At 70.7% G+C, this 16,922-nt stretch carries 14 protein-coding genes and 1 tRNA gene; 13 read left to right on the forward strand and 2 right to left on the reverse strand.

Going from position 1 to position 16,922, the window contains the following annotated elements; translation table 11 throughout:
• The first annotated feature begins 278 nt into the window (after window positions 1-278).
• The 9 genes from EMA17_RS06930 (at window position 279) to EMA17_RS06970 (ending at window position 9,587) form a co-directional block, all read left to right on the forward strand.
• Window positions 279-545 (forward strand): hypothetical protein, encoded by a 267-nt coding sequence (locus tag EMA17_RS06930; protein WP_126636002.1) that lies wholly within the window; start codon window positions 279-281, stop codon window positions 543-545.
• Window positions 533-1,912: a hypothetical protein gene (locus EMA17_RS06935; protein ID WP_126636003.1), complete on the forward strand. Its 1,380-nt coding sequence runs from the start codon at window positions 533-535 to the stop codon at window positions 1,910-1,912. Before EMA17_RS06930 ends, EMA17_RS06935 begins: the two co-directional genes overlap by 13 nt.
• Window positions 1,909-2,847, forward strand: coding sequence for an adenine nucleotide alpha hydrolase family protein (locus EMA17_RS06940; protein WP_246126495.1), 939 nt, complete (start codon window positions 1,909-1,911; stop codon window positions 2,845-2,847). The genes EMA17_RS06935 and EMA17_RS06940 overlap by 4 nt, the downstream gene beginning before the upstream one ends.
• 105 nt (window positions 2,848-2,952) lie before the next feature.
• The gene (locus EMA17_RS06945; RefSeq protein ID WP_126636004.1) at window positions 2,953-5,184 is read left to right on the forward strand and encodes a cell division protein FtsK; all 2,232 of its coding nucleotides are present in this window, start codon (window positions 2,953-2,955) and stop codon (window positions 5,182-5,184) included.
• 141 nt (window positions 5,185-5,325) lie between these two features.
• Entirely contained in the window at window positions 5,326-5,607 is a 282-nt protein-coding gene (locus EMA17_RS06950) for a hypothetical protein (RefSeq protein WP_307721528.1), read from the forward strand.
• Window positions 5,608-5,692: 85 nt separating this feature from the next.
• Window positions 5,693-6,757 (forward strand): bifunctional DNA primase/polymerase, encoded by a 1,065-nt coding sequence (locus EMA17_RS06955; RefSeq protein ID WP_246126496.1) that lies wholly within the window; start codon window positions 5,693-5,695, stop codon window positions 6,755-6,757.
• Entirely contained in the window at window positions 6,754-7,944 is a 1,191-nt protein-coding gene (locus EMA17_RS06960; RefSeq protein WP_126636005.1) for a DUF3631 domain-containing protein, read from the forward strand. The genes EMA17_RS06955 and EMA17_RS06960 overlap by 4 nt, the downstream gene beginning before the upstream one ends.
• Window positions 7,945-8,208: 264 nt before the next feature.
• A complete protein-coding gene (locus EMA17_RS06965) occupies window positions 8,209-8,424 on the forward strand; it encodes a helix-turn-helix domain-containing protein (protein ID WP_126636006.1) in 216 nt (71 codons plus the stop codon).
• Window positions 8,421-9,587: a site-specific integrase gene (locus tag EMA17_RS06970; RefSeq protein ID WP_126636007.1), complete on the forward strand. Its 1,167-nt coding sequence runs from the start codon at window positions 8,421-8,423 to the stop codon at window positions 9,585-9,587. Before EMA17_RS06965 ends, EMA17_RS06970 begins: the two co-directional genes overlap by 4 nt.
• A gap of 77 nt (window positions 9,588-9,664) precedes the next feature.
• On the opposite strand, the gene EMA17_RS06975 is transcribed toward EMA17_RS06970, so the two are convergent.
• Window positions 9,665-9,738 (reverse strand) — tRNA-Pro (locus EMA17_RS06975).
• A gap of 141 nt (window positions 9,739-9,879) precedes the next feature.
• Between EMA17_RS06975 and EMA17_RS06980 the strand changes: the two genes are divergently transcribed.
• From EMA17_RS06980 to EMA17_RS06995, 4 genes are all read left to right on the forward strand, one after another.
• Window positions 9,880-10,827, forward strand: coding sequence for a hypothetical protein (locus tag EMA17_RS06980; RefSeq protein ID WP_126636008.1), 948 nt, complete (start codon window positions 9,880-9,882; stop codon window positions 10,825-10,827).
• Window positions 10,828-10,945: 118 nt separating this feature from the next.
• Window positions 10,946-11,746 carry a helix-turn-helix domain-containing protein gene (locus tag EMA17_RS06985; protein WP_246126522.1) on the forward strand — a complete coding sequence of 267 codons (801 nt, stop codon included), beginning with the start codon at window positions 10,946-10,948 and terminating at the stop codon, window positions 11,744-11,746.
• A 37-nt stretch (window positions 11,747-11,783) separates the two neighbouring features.
• Window positions 11,784-12,761 carry a DMT family transporter gene (locus tag EMA17_RS06990; protein ID WP_170222115.1) on the forward strand — a complete coding sequence of 326 codons (978 nt, stop codon included), beginning with the start codon at window positions 11,784-11,786 and terminating at the stop codon, window positions 12,759-12,761.
• A 153-nt stretch (window positions 12,762-12,914) separates the two neighbouring features.
• The gene (locus EMA17_RS06995; protein ID WP_126636010.1) at window positions 12,915-14,165 is read left to right on the forward strand and encodes a M28 family peptidase; all 1,251 of its coding nucleotides are present in this window, start codon (window positions 12,915-12,917) and stop codon (window positions 14,163-14,165) included.
• 191 nt (window positions 14,166-14,356) lie between these two features.
• On the opposite strand, the gene EMA17_RS07000 is transcribed toward EMA17_RS06995, so the two are convergent.
• Complete coding sequence (locus EMA17_RS07000; protein ID WP_126636011.1) at window positions 14,357-16,795, reverse strand: DUF8508 domain-containing protein; 2,439 nt, start codon at window positions 16,793-16,795, stop codon at window positions 14,357-14,359.
• Window positions 16,796-16,922: the final 127 nt, after the last annotated feature.

Here is a 16,922-nt window from a genome sequence, read left to right on the forward strand (position 1 = left end):
GCCCCGGACAGAGGGGGCTGAGGGCACCGGATCCCTGGTCAACCGGATGGCATTGAGGCCGAAAGGCCATGTCCCTGCCTACCAACAGGAGCGCGTTCGTTCCTGGAAGGGGACAACTGCACGAGTGCTCTTGGTCCTCGGCGCGCGGTACGTCGGCGCGTCGGGGGCCAAGGCCACTCGTCTCTCGGGACGGGGCACACCGATGTGTGCCGGGGCGCCCGCTTCCGGCAAGTCGTCGGGCGCCCCGTAGGTCGTTTCTCCAGTGAGGGAGTACGACCGTGAGAACCATTGTGAACGGCCGTTGGGTCGTGACGAAGTTCGAGTTCACCGAATCGGCGTTGGGCGTCGACCCGGAGCTGTTCCTGGGGGTCGACGGGGAGTCCGCAGAGGAGCGGGCGGCTCGGGTCGACGCCGCGTGCGACATCCTGGCCGCGCTGCGGCGCGAGGAGCCCGAGTTGGCCGAGTACGCCGAGCTGTTGCTCTGCGAGTCGGCTCGCGTTCTGGTCATGCCGCGCCGGTTCGAGGCTCGGCGGTGGGCCGCATGAGCACGGACACTGTGTATTCGATGCGGGCCGGTCGTCAGCTCGACAAGGCCAAGGTGGCCGAGGCGCACGCCGCCGCGCAGGCCGTTCAGGCCGAGTCGGCGCTGAAGCAGGCGGAAGCCGCCGCGCGGATCGCCGCTGTGCAGCGCGAGGCGGAGCGGGCCGAGCGTGCGGGCGCCGAGCAGGACAGGGCGTCCGCTCGTGCGGAGCGCAACCGCCGGTGGCGCAAGCGGTTCGATGCGGTGCTCGCTCGGCGCGACTTCGTGATGGTGACCGCCATCATGGTCGCGTCGGTGGGCACGGCGTGGCCCGCGCAGATGTCGTTCTATCTCGCGCTCGGGATGAATCCCGCGCTCGCCGTGCTGGTGACCGCGATGTCGGAAGGCGCCGCGTGGGCGGGCGCCGCGATGGCCTCCCGGGCGATCGAGGACGGTCGTCCCGCCGGGCTGTACCGGGCGATCACTTGGGGCTCGGCGCTCGCCGCCGCAGTGCTGAACGTCGCCCACACGATCCATCGGAGCGTTCCGCTCGCCATCGTGCTCGGGATCGCGTCGATGCTCGGCGTGCTGCTGTGGGAGTCCTACGCGCACAGCCGGACCGAGCACGAGGGCGGGAAGACCGGCGCGCAACTGCGGGCCGAGCTGTACCGGTCGGCGCGGTTCCGGCGGGTGAGTCGGCGCATGCGTGACCTGCTCGCGTCGGTGCCCGGCCTGACTGAGGATGCGGCGTGGATCATCGCGTGGCGAGCCATCCATGGCGCCGACCCCGGGGTGACCCGCCGGACGCTCAAGCGTCATCACAAGGCAGCAAAGCGGGTGCGTGACCTGCTCGCCAAGGCGCCCGAGTCGGCAGTCGAACCGGTCGCGTTGTCGGTGGTCCAGACTCCGACTGCGACGCTCGCCGACATCGCGCCGGGCGGGTCGGTGCTCGACTCCGACAAGGCTGTCCGGGACGCGCTGATCCTCGCGTTCGACTCCGCGCGGCCGGTAGCCGAGCTGCTCGGCAAGGTCCGGTCGACCGACCCGACCGACGCCGACCGGTCGACCCCTGATCAGGGCATTTCATATCAAAACGACAAGGCCGAGTCGGGCGCGGCCCGGTCGACCGGTGCGCGTCCGCGCAGGTCGACCGGCAAGGTCCCGACGGCAGCGAAGTCGACGGGGCGGACCCGCTCGACCGATGAACTGCTGGATGAGGCAAGGATGTTGACCGCCGGATGGCCGGTCGACCGGCTGACGGGTGAGGCAGTCCGCAAGGCGGTCCGCACGTCGTCGGCGAACGGTCGCACGCTGCGGGATGCGTTGCTCGCGGAGCGATCGGCCGCCGGGCTGCACCTGGTGGTCGACGGCTCGCAGGCGGGTGCGTCGTGACGGCCCCAGCCCTGCGGATCCTGTCGCTCGGCGCCGGGGTGCAGTCGACGGCCGTTCTGCTGCTGGCCGCCGAGGGTCGCATCCCGACCTACGACTACGCGATCTTCGCGGACACCGGGTGGGAGCCGCCGGAGATCGGCGCGCATCTCGACCGACTTGAGCACGAGGTCGCGGAACCGGCGGGGATTCCACTCCTGCGGGTTCGGGCCGAGGCGGGCGACAGTCACCGTGTGAGCGGGAACCTGCGCACCGACTCGCTCGACCCCGCCGGGTGGATGCGAATCCCGGTCTTCGTCCCCGACCGCACCGGCACCGGCGCGGCCATGGCCCGGCGCCAGTGCACCGAGGAATACAAGGTCAGGCCCATCAAGACCGCGATCCGCGACCTCCTCGGTTACCCGCACCCTCGGCCCGTTCCGCGCGGGGTGTTCGCCGAGCAGGCGATCGGCATCAGCCGCGACGAGATCGGCCGCGCGAAGGATGCTCCGGTGAAGTACCTGCGCAATGTGTTCCCGCTGCTCGACCTCACCGGCGCGGCCGACGGCGGCACCGGCTGGACCCGCAACGACTGCATCCGCTACCTCACCGCACAGGGCTGGGGTGCCACCCGCAAGAGCGCCTGTATCGGCTGCCCGTTCCACGGCAACGCCGCATGGCGCGACATGCGCGACAACCACCCCGACGAATGGGCCGACGCCATCGCGTTCGACCGCGAACTCAGGGCGATGAAGCTGCGAGGGATCAAGGGAACCCCCTACCTGCACCGCAGCCTGCTCCCCCTCGAACAGGCCCCCATCGACCGCGTCACACGCGGCGAATGGCGCAACCGGCAGGTCGACATCTTCGACGCCGTCGCCGACCAGCTCGAAGAAGACGGCGAACCCGACGGCTGCTCTCCCTGGACCTGCCGATCCGGCACTCCCGAAGCCGCCTGACACCACCACACGTACAGCGCCATCACCTGATTCGTGCGGGCACCGGCTCTCGCCTGGCAGCTTCCGCCGGTGCCCGCTCTCCACTCTTAAGAGGAGAGGTTCAGCATGACGCACGACACCTTCGACCGTCCCGACATCGAGGACGACGAACACACCCGCGACGACGACACCCCGCCCGGCGGCGAGGTGATCCCCTTCCCGCGTGAGACCGCCGTCGACCCCGACGCCGAGATTGACCACGACCAGGACGACGACACCGACGGCGAGACCGACCAGGACGACGACACCGAGGTTCGGGTACCGGTCGACCCGCCCGGCCGGAGCCGACCCACGTGGAGCGAATCCGTTCGGGGCGAGCAGCGCCGGGACGTTATCCCCGCATGGCTGCGCTCGCGCGAGGCGTTGCGCGAGCAGAGCGCGTGGGTGCTCGATCACTACAAGCACGTGTTCGCCTTCCACGCGGTGCGTACTCCGGTGTATGCCGGGACGCTCGCGCTGCGCTCTCCGCTCGGCGCGGCCCGGCTGGTGGGTGGTGCGTTGCGGTGGGTGTCCGACGCCGACGGGCGCCCGGTCCGTGCGGAAGCGGTCCGCAAGGCGGACGCGGCCGAGTACCTGAAGCTCGCCAAGCACCGCGACGGAAAGGTGAGGTTGCGCGGGACCATCCTCGCCGCGGCTGTCCTCGCCGCCGGTGTCCTGCTGACCGCGCTGCTGCTCGCCGGGCCGACATGGGCACTGGTGGTCACCCTGCTCGGCGTGGTCGCCGGGTTGGGGTGGGCGGGTGCGCCGGAGGATCGGCCGGTGATCGGTCCGGCGGTGGTCAAGGCGCAGGCCGAGAAGCTGTCCAGTGGGATGGTCCTGCGGGCGCTCGGCGCGCTGGGGATCGCCGAGATCAACAAGGCCGTGGCCAAGGGTTGGGGTCCGCGTGCGTTCGTCGCCCCGATCACCCGCGACGGGCCCGGATGGCGCGCGGACATCGACCTTCCCTACGGGGTGACCGCCGTCGACATCATCGAACGGCGCGATCGTCTCGCGTCCGGCCTGCGCCGCCCGATGGGCTGCGTGTGGCCGGAACCGGCGTACGACCAGCACGCCGGACGGCTGGTGTTGTGGGTCGGGGATCAGGACATGTCGCAGGCCAAGCCCGCCGTGTGGCCACTCGCAGCGTCGGGTTCGGTGTCGCTGTTCGACCCGATCCCGTACGCCACGGACCAGCGCGGGCGCGTCGTGTTGATGAGCCTGATGTACGCGAACATGCTGATCGGCGCGATGCCCGGCATGGGCAAGACGTTCGCCCTGCGCATCGCCCTGCTCGCCGCCGCGCTCGACACCACCGCCGAGTTGCACGTGTGGGAACTCAAGGGCACCGGTGACCTGTCACCGCTCGAACAGGTCGCCCACGCGTACGGCTCCGGCGCGGACGACGACACGATCGCCGGGACGATGGACTCGATCCGCTACGTCCACACCGAGCTTGAGCGCCGGGCAAAGGTGATCTCCGGCCTGCCGCGCGACGTGTGCCCCGAGAACAAGGTCACCCCGGAACTCGCCGCGAAGAAGCGGCTGCGACTGCACCCGCTCGTGCTGGCGGTGGACGAGTGCCAGGAGCTTTTCACGCACGAGAAGTTCGGCAAGGAGGCCGACACCAAGCTCACCGCGATCATCAAGCGCGGTCGGGCGCTGGGCATCATCCTCCTGCTGGCCACCCAACGCCCCGACAAGGACTCGTTGCCCACCGCGATCAGCGCGAACGTCGGCATCCGGTTCTGCCTCAAGGTCATGGGCCAGACCGAGAACGACATGATCCTTGGCACGTCGTCGTACAAGAACGGGCTGCGGGCTACGACGTTCACGCTCAAGGACCGGGGCATCGGCTACCTCGTGGGCGCCGGTCCCGAAGCGTCGACCGGCCGCTCGTTCTACGTCGACAACCCCGGCGCCGAAACCGTGTGCACCCGCGCCCGTACCGCGCGCATCGCCGCCGGGACGCTGACCGGACAGGCCGCCGGAGAGAGCGCCGACACCGACCGCACGCCCGTTCACGACCTGCTCGCCGACATCCTCGCCGTGGTCGAACCGACCGAGGCGAAGGTGTGGAACGAAATCGTGGTCGACCGCCTCGCCGAGCTGCGACCGGACGTCTACGGGCCCTGGGCGACGCTCGACAGTCAGGCCAAGCCCGCGCAACTGACCACCGCGCTCAAGCCGTTCGGCGTCGCCGTCGGTCAGGTCTGGGGCACGCCGGTCGACGGCGGGAAGGGTGCGAACCGGCGCGGCATCACCCGCGACGACATCACCGCCGCCGTCACCAAGCGTGACGGAAATCGTGCGGCCGACTGATCACGATTCGGTGCTAGGTCTAGCAGGCCACCTTGCTAGACCTAGCACCCCTGCTAGCACCCAATCCCCGCACTGACCAGAGCACTAGTCCCTAGCACTGCCATGCCCGGAACCAGCGAAAACCCCTCTGGGAGGCACCTCGTGACCCTCACGATGCTCGTTGCGGCGGCGATCGCCGCCTACGCTCTCGGTTACAGCCTGTTGTGCTTCGTCTCGCCGTTCGGCCCGTGCCGACGCTGCGACGGCACCGGCAACCACATCTCTTGGCTGGACAAGCGCCGCGCCGCGAACGGCACGCCGAGCAGGCCCAAGCGCCGGATCCGCAAGCCGTGCCGCCGCTGCAAGGGCACCGGCGCCCGCCTGCGGATCGGCCGCCGCATCCACAACCACGCCCGGCGGATCCACGCCGACGGCACCCGCTGAACTCGCCCCGGGGCGACCGTCTTCCGCCAAGACGACCGGTCGCCCCGGGCTCCCACACCCAAGCAGGAAGCAGGAGGCATCCAGCATGACCCATGCCCACGTGAACCGTCCCCTCTCGCACCCGCCGAGCAAGACCGTTGCGGTGTGCTCGCGCTGGTCGGCCGACCCGTGCCCGGCGACTGAGGGGGTGCGCCGCTACATGCACGGCTACTTCTGCCCCGCCCACGCACCCGCCTCCCCGTCCGGCCCGGCCCGGCAGGAAGCGCTGCCGTCGGTGTCCGTCGATAACCCGTTGAAGGCCACTGCGCTCCAGCTCGCCGCGCACGGTTGGAGCGTCTTCCCCATCACGCCCGGCAGCAAGAAGCCGCCCATGGTGCGGGACTGGGAGCACCGGGCGACCACCGACCCGGACCGCATCGCGCGCTGCTGGGACCACGGCCGGTACAACGTCGGGATCGCCACCGGCCCGTCCGGGCTGGTCGTGGTCGACCTCGACAGGCCCAAGTCCGACACCGACACCCCACCCGCCGAGTGGGCCGAGCAGGAAGCCGCCGACGGGTTCGACGTGCTCTACCTGCTCGCCGCCCAGGCCGAACAGCCCTACCCCGGCGACACGTTCACCGTCGCCACCGCGAGCGGCGGCCAACACCTGTACTTCCGCGCACCCGACGGAATCGACCTGCGCAACAGCACCGGCAAGCTCGGGTGGAAGATCGACACCCGCGCACACGGCGGCTACGTCGTCGCCCCCGGCAGCATCACCGGCGCGACCTCGTACCGCATCCTCAACGACACCCCACCCGCACCACTCCCGTCGTGGCTGCTCGAACGTCTGCGGCCCGCACCGATCGTGCGCGGCCCGGTGGCGATCCCGCTCGTCCGCCACGCGTCCGGGTACGCCGCTGCCGCATTGCGCAACGAGACCGCGAACGTCGCCGGGGCGCCGGAAGGCATGCGTAACGCGACTCTCGTTCGGGCCGCGCGGGCGCTGGGTCGGTTCGTGGCGTCCGGCGACCTGCCGCGCGGTGTGGTCGAAGACGCTCTTAAGGAGGGGGCGTCGGGGGCCGGCCTGACCGAGCGCGAGAGCGTCCCTGCCATCACCAGCGCGCTGAACTGGTCGATCGCCCACAACGTCACGAGGGCGGCATGAGCATCCAGACCCCCACCCTTAAGAGCAGCCCGTCCGTCCCCGATTCGGGAGGGGAAGGCGCGGCGTTGCTGGACGAAGTCGAGGCGTTTCACCGGCGGTTCAACGTGTTCCCGGTCGAAGCGGCGTTCGTGGCCGTGGCGTTGTGGGACGCTCACGCGCACCTGCTGGAGTGCTTCGACTCCACGCCGCGCATCGCGTTCCTCTCCCCCGAGCCGGGCAGCGGCAAGACCCGCGCTCTGGAGATCGTGGAAACGCTCGTGCCTAGTCCGATGCCCGCCGTGAACGCGTCCGCCGCAGCGCTCTTTCGCGCCGTGTCCGCCGGGGAGAGCAAGCCGACCATCCTCTTCGACGAGATCGACACGGTGTTCGGCCCCAAAGCCGGGGAGAACGAGGAGCTACGCGGCTGGATCAATGCCGGACACCGACGCTCCGGCGTCACCTACCGGTGCGTGGGGGACGGGTCGAATCAGACCGTGGTCGCGTTCCCCTCGTACTGCGCCGTCGCCGTCGCGGGACTGGGCTCCCTGCCGGACACGATCCTGACCCGCTCCGTCATCGTGCGCATGCGCCGACGCGCACCGAACGAGCACGTCACCCCGTTTCGCGCCCGCATCCACACCCCCGAGGGAAACGCGCTGCGCGATCGGCTCGCCAAGTGGGCGGACAGCGTCCGCGAACAGATCGCCGGAGCGTGGCCGGCGCTGCCGGACGGGGTGACCGACCGGCCCGCCGACGTGTGGGAACCCCTGCTCGCCGTCGCCGATGCCGTCGGCGGTCACTGGCCCGAACGCGCCCGCAAGGCGTGTGTGGAACTGGTCGCGGCGTCCAGGGCCAACGATAAGGGCTCCCTCGGAATCCGGTTGCTGACCGACCTGCGCGACCACGTGTTCAACGGCGCCGACCGGGTACCCACCGTCGCCATCCTCGCCGGGCTCACCGCGAAGGACGACGCTCCCTGGGGCGACCTCAACGGCAGGCCGTTGGACTCGCGTGGCCTGGCCCGATGGCTGCGCGACTACGTCACGGCCGACAACACCCCGATCGTCGCGCGGAACATCAAGACCGCCTCGGGAGCCGTGGTCAAGGGCTACTACGCGACCGACCTCCACGACGCGTGGACGCGCTACTGCCCCCCACCCCCCGAAAGTCCGCTACCTCCGCTACCCGACCCGCAAAACGGCGTCTGACCTGCGGAGATGAGGTAGCGGATGGAGCCGGATTCATCCGCTACCCATCCGCTACCGCCTCGCCACCCGCTACCGCCCCGACGGGCGCCGGTAGCGGACGCATCCGCTACCGCTACCTCATCCGCTACCGAAAACAGGGCTCTGACCTGCGCGGTAGCGGAGGTAGCGGAAGTAGCGCACTTCCGGGAACAGGGCCGGAGCACGAGTCCACCGTGCTTGCCCCTCCTCTTCCAACCGCACCCACCGTTTGGCTCTGGAGCCGCCATGTCCACCACTCTCACTTCGTTCGGATTCGAGCCCGTGCACTACCGCGTACCTGAAGCCGTGCGGATCCTTCGGTTGAGCCGGACCGTCGTCTATGACCTGATCCGCACGGGTCGGTTGCGTACGGTCAAGGAAGGCCGTGCTCGGCTGGTACCGGTCTCCGCCATCGCCGAGTACGCCGCGCTCTTGGAGCGCGAAGCGGAGGGCGCCAAGTGACCAAGCGCCGTAGCAGGGGAGACGGAGGTCTCCACTGGGATGAGAAGCGGCAGCGCTGGATCGCCACCGCGAGTCTCGGCTTCGACCCGAGCGGCAAGAGGATCGTGAAGCGGGGGAGTGGCAAAACCAAGACCGACGCCAAGAACAAGCTCAAGGAGGTGTTGCGCGACTTTGAGGATGGGCTTGCCATCGCGCCCACGAACTTCACGGTGAAGAACGCTGTCGACGACTGGCTTCTGTTCGGTCTGGCCGGACGTGACAAAGGCACGCTGGACTTCTGGTCCTCCCTCGGACATAACCACGTCATTCCGTCACTCGGCGCTCAGAAGCTTCGTGACCTTCGTGCGGAGCACGTGGACAAGTGGCTTGCCAAGAAGGCGAAGACGCTCAGCACGCGATCGCTACGGGGCATTCACGAGTGCCTGAACCGCGCGGTCAAGCGGGCCATGTCCCGAGACAAGGTGAAGCGCAACGTCGTTGAGCTGTGCTCGGTCCCCGCCGGGCTGAAAGGCCGCCCGTCCAAGGCACTGACGCTCGCGCAGGCTGAGGAAGTGCTGCGAGCCGCCGCGAACACCACGCTGTACGCCTACATCGTGGTGGCCCTGCTCACCGGAGCGCGCTCGGAGGAACTGCGACCTCTGACTTGGGATCACGTGTTCCTGAAAGGACACCCGGACGCGACTCCGCCGGTGCCGCCCTACATGGCGGTGTGGCGCTCGGTGCGCGCCGGTGGTGACACCAAGACTCGCAGGTCACGGCGCACCATCGCCCTGCCACAGCGGTGCTTGGACGTTCTCTGGGAGCACTGGGAGAACCAGGGCTGGGACCGGTTGGCCGCCGGGGACGACTGGGAGGAGAACGGCTTGGTGTTCGCGTCCGCTGTGGGGAAAGAACTCGACGCCAGCAACGTGCGGCGGGCTTTCCGGCGGGCGCTCAAGGATGTTGAAGGCGTGGACCCGAAGGAATGGACACCGCGTGAACTGCGGCACAGCTTCGTGTCGCTGCTCTCGGATGACGGCATGCCGATCGAGAAGATCTCGCAACTGGTCGGGCACTCGGGGACGGCGGTGACGGAGAAGGTCTACCGCAAGCAGATCCGCCCCGTGGTCCAGACCGGCGCCGTAGCGATGGACGACATCTTCGGGGTCACTCGGGAGCCGTAGTCACGCAGTTAGACACTCAGAACGAGTCAGGGCCGGTACCTCTCGCGAGATACCGGCCCTGACCTGCGTAAACACCGTCGGGACGACAGGATTTGAACCTGCGACCCCTTGACCCCCAGTCAAGTGCGCTACCAAGCTGCGCCACGTCCCGGTGTTCGGTTGGCCGAACACGGAAACCATATCGCACTCGGGGGGGTGGTCCGCCACGTGGTTGTTCGGTGGTGTCGGGGGTGGGGAAGGGGGAGCGGTCCGGGAAGATCTTCGGGTGGCTTATCCGGTGAATGTCGATGTCGTGCCCCTCGAGACCTATCCCGATCTGGATGAACTCCAGCGGCTGGGGGTCGGGGCGTTGCTGAGTGACGGGCTCGATGCCGTGGAGGGGTTCGAGGAGGCGGACGGGGTCGGGGTGGATCTGGTGGATCATCGGGTCACGCCTCGGTCGGATGGGGCCGGGGTGTTGTTGTCGGTGGACGCGCCGACACTGGAGGCGGCCGAGCGGACGGCTCGGCAGATCGTGCTCGCGGTGTTGGAGGCCAGCGTGTTGCTCGCGGATTGGCGGGTGGTGCGCAGCGAGGTGCAGCTGCACGACGAACTCGTGTACGAGAGTCTGATGGCCGCCGAGGGGCCGGACGCGCCCGCGGAGGATCCGACCATGCGGGCGCGGCGGCCGATGCCGGAGGAGCGGCTGCGGATCGAGCGGCAGGCGGCGGGGGTGCGGGCGTTCGGGCTCGACGCGTTCGGTTGTGAGCCCGATACCGCGCAGCCCGACGTGCCGGAGGAGAAGGCCCGGCTCGCGGCGGGCGCCGTGGCCGCCTCCGTCGGGGTGCTGATCGACCTCCTGTTCACCGACCTCGTCAATCTGCGCGAGGAGGACGGCGCCTCGTTCTTCGTCCTCGACGCGTTGCCGCTGACCGAGGAGGGGTTCGTGCGGCGCTTCGTGGTGGCCGCGGTCACCGTCACCGGGCGGCTAGCCGGGACCGAGTGGGCGCCGCCCGGCTGTTTCGCCGAGGAGATGGCGCTGCGGTTGCTGGTGGATCAGGCGGCGTCGCTGCTGGAGCGGCACGGGCTCTACGACGACGACGTCGAGGCCGCCTTCGTCACCTTCAGCGACGCGGCCTCCGACGACCCAGAGACCGTCGAGCCGCGCCTGTCGGATCCCGGTCCGGAGGAGTGGTTCGACCCCATCGTGCCCGGGCGGGCCGTACACGGATATCTGAGAGCGAACCGACATGAGTGGTGAGCCCGACCCCGGGGCACGACGCGTGGGCCGAGGCGGCGGCGACGTCCTCGGCCCCGCCGCCGTGGACCGCGCCGTGTGGACCCGCGTACAAGGCGTCCAGGACGCGCCCCTGGACCTGATGACCGCCCGCTTCCGGCGGCACCGCTACGCCCCGCACGCGCACGAGGAGTACGCGATCGGCGTCTGCGTCGAGGGCGTCGAGCAGATCAACTACCGAGGCGCAGTACACCGCTCCGGCCCCGGCGCCGTGGTCGTCGCCGAGCCGGGGGAGACGCACACCGGCGGGCCGGGCATCCCCGAGGGGTACGCCTACCGGGTCTTCTACCCCTCCACCACCCTGGTCGGCGAGGACCTGCCCGGCCCCGCGCCGCACTTCCCGTCGCTGATCGTCGCCGACCCGGCGCTCGCCGCCGAGATGGTCGCCGTACACGTGCACCTGACCACCGGCGGTGACGCCTTCGAGGGCGAGTCCCGGCTCGTGGAGGTGCTGCGCGCCCTCGTCGGCCGACACGCGGTCCGCGAGCAGGCGCGCCGGCGCACCTCGCCGGACGCCGCCCGGGTGGCCCGCGCCGTCCGGGATCGGCTGGCCGACCAACTCGTCGAGCCACCGTCGCTGAGCGAGCTGGCGGCCGGGATCGGCCTGTCCCGCTACCAGACCCTGCGCGCCTTCCGCGACGTGGCGGGCCTGCCCCCGTACGCCTGGCTCGCCCAGCACCGCGTCGCCCGCGCCCAGGCGCTCCTGGCCCGGGGGATGACGCCCGCCGGGGCCGCCCTGGCCGTCGGCTTCGCGGACCAGGCGCACCTGGGCCGATGGTTTCGCCGCGTGCTCGGCGTCACGCCCGCCGGCTACCGCAGCAGCGTGCTGCGCGACAGCGTGCCGTGCAACAACGTTCTAGACCGATCGGCCCCGTGTGGTTGATCATCCACTTCGATCCAGAGATTGAGGGGACACGGCCGTGAGTCGTCGTGGAGCGTTGTTGTTCGCGTGCATGTGCGTGATCTGGGGGATCCCGTACCTGCTGATCAAGGTCGCGGTGGACGAGGTGTCGCCGGGCGTGCTGGTGTTCGCGCGTACCGGGCTCGGCGCCCTGCTGCTGTTGCCGTTCGCGCTGCGCGGTGGGGGGATGCGCGGGCTGGCCCCGTACAAGTGGCCGCTGCTCGTCTTCGCGGTCACCGAGTTCGTCGGGCCGTGGTGGATGCTCTCGGACGCCGAGCGGCGGCTGTCCAGCTCGACCACCGGGCTGCTGATCGCGTCCGTGCCGATCTTCGGGGCGGTACTGGTCTACCTGACCGGCGGCACCGAGCGGATGGGGCCGGTGCGCTGGGCCGGCCTCGCGATCGGGTTCGGCGGCGTCGCGGTGCTGGCCGGGCCGACGCTGGGCGGCGGCGACCCCTGGGCGGCGGTCGAGGTATTGGCCACGGCCCTGTGCTACGCGGGCGCGGCGCTGGTGGCCGAGCGTCGGCTCAAGGATGTGCCGAGTCTGCCGATGACCGTGGTCTGCCTCGGCTTCACCGCACTGGTGTACACACCGCTCGCCGCCGTGCAGTGGCCCGCGCACGCGCCGGGCGGCAAGGCGCTCGGCGCGATCGGCGTACTGGCCCTGGTGTGCACCGCCATCGCGATGGTGATCTTCTTCGAACTGGTCCGCGAGGTCGGCGCGGCCCGCGCCACGGTCATCACCTACGTCAACCCGGCGGTCGCGGTGGCGGCCGGCGTACTGATCCTGGACGAGACGTTCACCCTCGCGATCGGCGCGTCGTTCGTCCTGATCCTGGGCGGGGCGGTACTGGCCACCCGCAAGAACGCCGCACCGGCCGCCACTCCGGCCGCCACTCCGGCCGGAGCGGCGGCGACGGAGACCGAGGTGACCGCCACGACCGCCGCCACCGACGAACTGCCCGGATCCATGGACGCCTCGACACAGAGCGGCTGACCCCCCCGGGCGGTGGCAGGCGCGTGCCCCCGCCCGGACCGCGCCCGGGACCACGCCCGCACCCTCGAAGGCGCCCACCCCCACCGCAACCCATCGGCAACAACCGCCCGTTCCCCCTCGGACGCAGCCCGCCCCGCATGGCATCGTGACGGGATGACGAGCCATGGGGGAATCGATCCGCGCCCGAGCGGCACCGGCCGAGGGCACCGCTCACGCCGGCCCGCCGAAGCCGAACTACGCGCCGTGATCGGGCCGTTGGCCGAGATCGAACGGCTGCCCACCTCGGCCGGCGAGCGGGAGGCCGCGCACCGGATAGCCGACCTGCTGCGCACGCTGGGCGCCACCGACGCCGCGGTCGAGGAGGAGCCGGCGTACACGTCCTACGCGCGCCCGATCGGCACCCTCACCGCCCTGGCCACCGCCGCCGGCCTGCTCGCCGGCCGCTCCCGCGTGGCCGCGACGGCGGTCGCGGTCGCGGCCACCCTGGGCATCGCCGACGACATCTCCTACCGCCGCCAATACGCCCGCAGGGCGCTCGGCGGTCGCCGACGCACCGCCCACAACGTGGTCGCCTCGGTCGGTGACCCGGACGCGCCACGCACCCTCGTGGTGACCGCCCACCACGACGCGGCGCCCACCGGCGCGGTGTTCGACGAACGGGCCGCACGCCTGCTCGCCACCCGCTACCCGCACCTGCTCGACCGGGTCGGCGAGAACCCGCCGCTGTGGTGGCCGGTCGTCGCCGGCCCCGCCCTGATCGCGCTCGGCACGGCCACCGGCGCCAAGAGCCTGCGCCGCGCCGGCATCGGCCTCGCCGCCCTGTCCACCGCCGCGTTCACCCAGATCGGCCGCAGCCGCGCGGTCCCCGGCGCCAACGACAACCTGTCCGGCGTGGCCGTACTGGTCGCCCTCGCCCGCACACTGCGCGACGAACCCGTGGACGGCGTCAGGGTGTTGCTCGTCTCGGCCGGCGCCGAGGAGGCCCTGCAGGAGGGCATCCGCGGCTTCGCCCGCCGACACTTCCTCGACCTCGACCGCGAACGCACCTGGTTCCTGAACGTCGACACCGTCGGGTCCGGAAACCTCGTACTCCTCGAAGCAGAGGGCCCGTTGCGCATGGAGCCCTACGACGTCCCGTTCAACAACCTGCTCTCCGAGTGCGCCACCCGCAACGACATCAAGGTCCTGACCGGCCTGCGCTCGCGCAGCTCCACCGACGGCGTGGTGCCCAACCGGCACGGCTACCCCACCGCGACGCTGGTCTCCATCGACGACCAGAAGCTGATCCCGCACTACCACCTGCACACCGACCTGCCCGAACACGTCGACTACGACTGCGTCGCCGACGCCTGCGCCCTGACCGAAGCCGCCGCCCGGGCGCTGGCGTCGGAGAAACCCGAGTAGGCACCAACCTGCACCCGCACCCGACCTGCACTCGCACCTGACCCGCACTCGCACCCGAGCCGCACTCGCACCCGACCCGCGCACGCACACGCACACGCACACCAGCACCAGCACCCACACACACCTCGCGCCCGATGCCGAAACCACCGACACCGGGCGCGAGTCGACGCACCATCACATCGAGGATCCGGCTACGAACGCTCGAACAACTCCTCCCACAACTGCTCCAGCCGATCCAGGAAGTCGTTGCCCGTACTCGGATGCACGCGCAGCACCTGCGGATCGTGATCGCTCGCCTGGTCCGCGAACGCCGCGTTCACGTGCACGATGTCGTACTCGAACCGGCTGAGCCGAGGGCTGGTCAGAATGTGGTCGAGCATCTGGCTGTTGCCGTTGAACACATACCCCCACCGCTCGTTCGCCGGCAGCGTGTCGACCATCGTGCGCAGCGCCCCGCCGTCCGTGAGCGTCTTCAGCGTCGGGGAGAACGCGAAGTCGTTCAGGTCGCCCAGGAGCACCAGGTTCGCCCGCGGGTCGGAGCGGAGCAGTTCGTCCACGAAGCCGCGCAGCACCTTCGCCTGCGCCACCCGCTGCACCTCGGAACCGCGCGTCGGCGGCTGGAATCGGCTGTCCAGCGCCTGGTCGCCGCCCTTGGAGGCGAAGTGGTTCGCGATCACGAACACGGTCTTGCCGCGGAAGCGGAACTCGCCCGCGAGCGGCTTGCGGCTGCTGTCCCACGCCGCGTCCGTCGGCGCCACCCGGCCGGGCGACTGGGTCAGCTGGGTACGCCCGAGCCAGTCCTTGCGCACGCCCACCGCGCTGGTCGAGCCGCCGCCGGGACGGTCCACGAACTCCACGCGCGTAGCGTCGAACAGGAACGCGGTGCGGATGTTCCCGCCCGGCTGGCCGCCGTCCTTGCCGTCGACCGGTTCGATCGAACGCCACGAATAGGCGGGCCCGCCCGCGGCCCTGATCGCCGCGACCAACTGGTCCAGGGTCTGATTCGCGGCCACCACACCGTCGTTGGTGGGTCCGCTGTTGTCCTGGATCTCCTCCAGGGCCACCACGTCGGGCGTCGCCAGGTTGGTGACGATGCCCTTCGCGAGGCGGTCGAACTTGGCCTGCGGGTCCTTGGGGGAGAGGTTCTCCACGTTGTAGGTGGCGACCGCGAGTTCGGACTTCTTCTGATCCCGCGTGGTCTCCGGCGTCAACGCGCCCTTGGTCACCTTGCCCAGGGTCGTCGCGGCCAGCGTGTAGCCGCCGAACTGGTCGTAGGTTAACGGGCCCGTGGTCTCGCCGGTGAGCGTGTCGCCGACGTTCGCCTGCGGGAACGGCTCCTGGGCGAACGGGATCAGCGAGGAGACCTTGATCCGACCGCTGTTCTGCGCGTCGTAGCCGGCGTACAGCGTGCCGCCCTGCGCGGTCGGGTTCTGCGTCGGCTCGACGGTGACCCACAACTCGCCGTGCGTGTTGCTCGGGCCGACCACACGCGAGTCGGCTACGCGCGTCAATTGGCCTTCGAGCGACTCGTACAGGTCCAGCGCGTACTTCGTCGGCTCCAGCGGCAGCGCCTCGATCGACGGCGCCCCGACGGGCACGTACACATCCGGCACGGAGGCCGCGTCGAGCAGCACGGGGGCGGGCAGCGCCTGACCGGACGCGTCGATCACCCAGGTGGCGTCGGCGAGTTGGGTCAGCGACTGGCCACCGATGTCCGCGCCGCCCGGATAGAACTCGTCGACCCGACCGGTCACCTTCACCGCGTCGCCGACCGCGACCTTCGGCGTCACCGCACCGGTGAACACGAACAGCCCCTCGGAGGTGCGGGGATCGTCGTCCGCCAGGGTGTCCTGGAACCAAAAGCCGCGCGCGGTACCGAAACCGCGAACGCCGGTGACCACGCCCGGCACGCTCGTCACCCGCGTGCCCTTCTTCGGCGACACCCGCGTGGTGCCCTGGATGTCGTGGATCCGCGCACTGGTCGGCTCCGGCTCGCCGCCGGGGTCGGTCGGACCCTGCCCGTGCGCGTTGAGCGGGGTCGGCGCGCCCGCCGCGAAGTCGGCGCCGTTGTCGTCGGTGTCCGCGAGCGCCGAAGTGCGGGCCACCGACGTGGAGTTCGTGGCGGCGGCCGCCGGGGTGCCCTCGCGGACCACCGCGTCGCCGTAGCCGACCACGTCCACGACCCGGCCGTCCGCGAGGCAGTCCGCGGCGGTCAGGCAGGTGAGCGCGGTGGTGCCGCGGACCAGGGCGACGGTGCCGGCGGTCCCGGACATGTTGATCGAGCCCGCCGCGTCCGGGGCGGGCAGCGCGACGGTGCCGCCGGCGCCCTTGGCCTCGCCGATCAGGTACCGGCCGCCCGGCGCCACCGAGCCGGTCAGCGCGGTGACCTGCCAGGCCGAGGTCGGCTTGGGCGCGGCCGGGAGGTACTGCACGCTCCAACCGTCGACCGCGACCGCGGCCGAACCCTTGTTGGCCAACTCGACGAAGTCGTTGGTCAGGGTCGCGCCGCTGTTGCCGCCACCGCCGTACACCTCGGCGAGCAGTACGTCCACGGCCGGCGCCGCGACGGCCGGAGCGGGCGCGACGACGAGCGCGGTGCCGGCGAGGGCGCCGGCCACGGTCGTGGCCACGACACCGATCCGGCGCCGCGACCCCGACGCGGATCGTCGTCGAGACGATTGCTGACGGAATGTCACCCAGAGCCTCCGAAATGTGAAAGGGACAGGTTCGGGACATTCTCCGGACTCCGGGTGAACG

The organism is Embleya hyalina, from assembly GCF_003967355.1.
Classification (GTDB): Bacteria; Actinomycetota; Actinomycetes; order Streptomycetales; family Streptomycetaceae; genus Embleya; species Embleya hyalina.

Bases quoted from the DNA above. Each gene is read 5' to 3' on its own strand.
- EMA17_RS06945 (WP_126636004.1), top strand. From the start codon at position 2,953: ATGACGCACGACACCTTCGACCGTCCCGACATCGAGGACGACGAACAC.
- EMA17_RS06955 (WP_246126496.1), top strand. From the start codon at position 5,693: ATGACCCATGCCCACGTGAACCGTCCCCTCTCGCACCCGCCGAGCAAG.
- EMA17_RS06960 (WP_126636005.1), top strand. From the start codon at position 6,754: ATGAGCATCCAGACCCCCACCCTTAAGAGCAGCCCGTCCGTCCCCGAT.
- EMA17_RS06965 (WP_126636006.1), top strand. From the start codon at position 8,209: ATGTCCACCACTCTCACTTCGTTCGGATTCGAGCCCGTGCACTACCGC.
- EMA17_RS06985 (WP_246126522.1), top strand. From the start codon at position 10,946: ATGACCGCCCGCTTCCGGCGGCACCGCTACGCCCCGCACGCGCACGAG.
- EMA17_RS06995 (WP_126636010.1), top strand. From the start codon at position 12,915: ATGACGAGCCATGGGGGAATCGATCCGCGCCCGAGCGGCACCGGCCGA.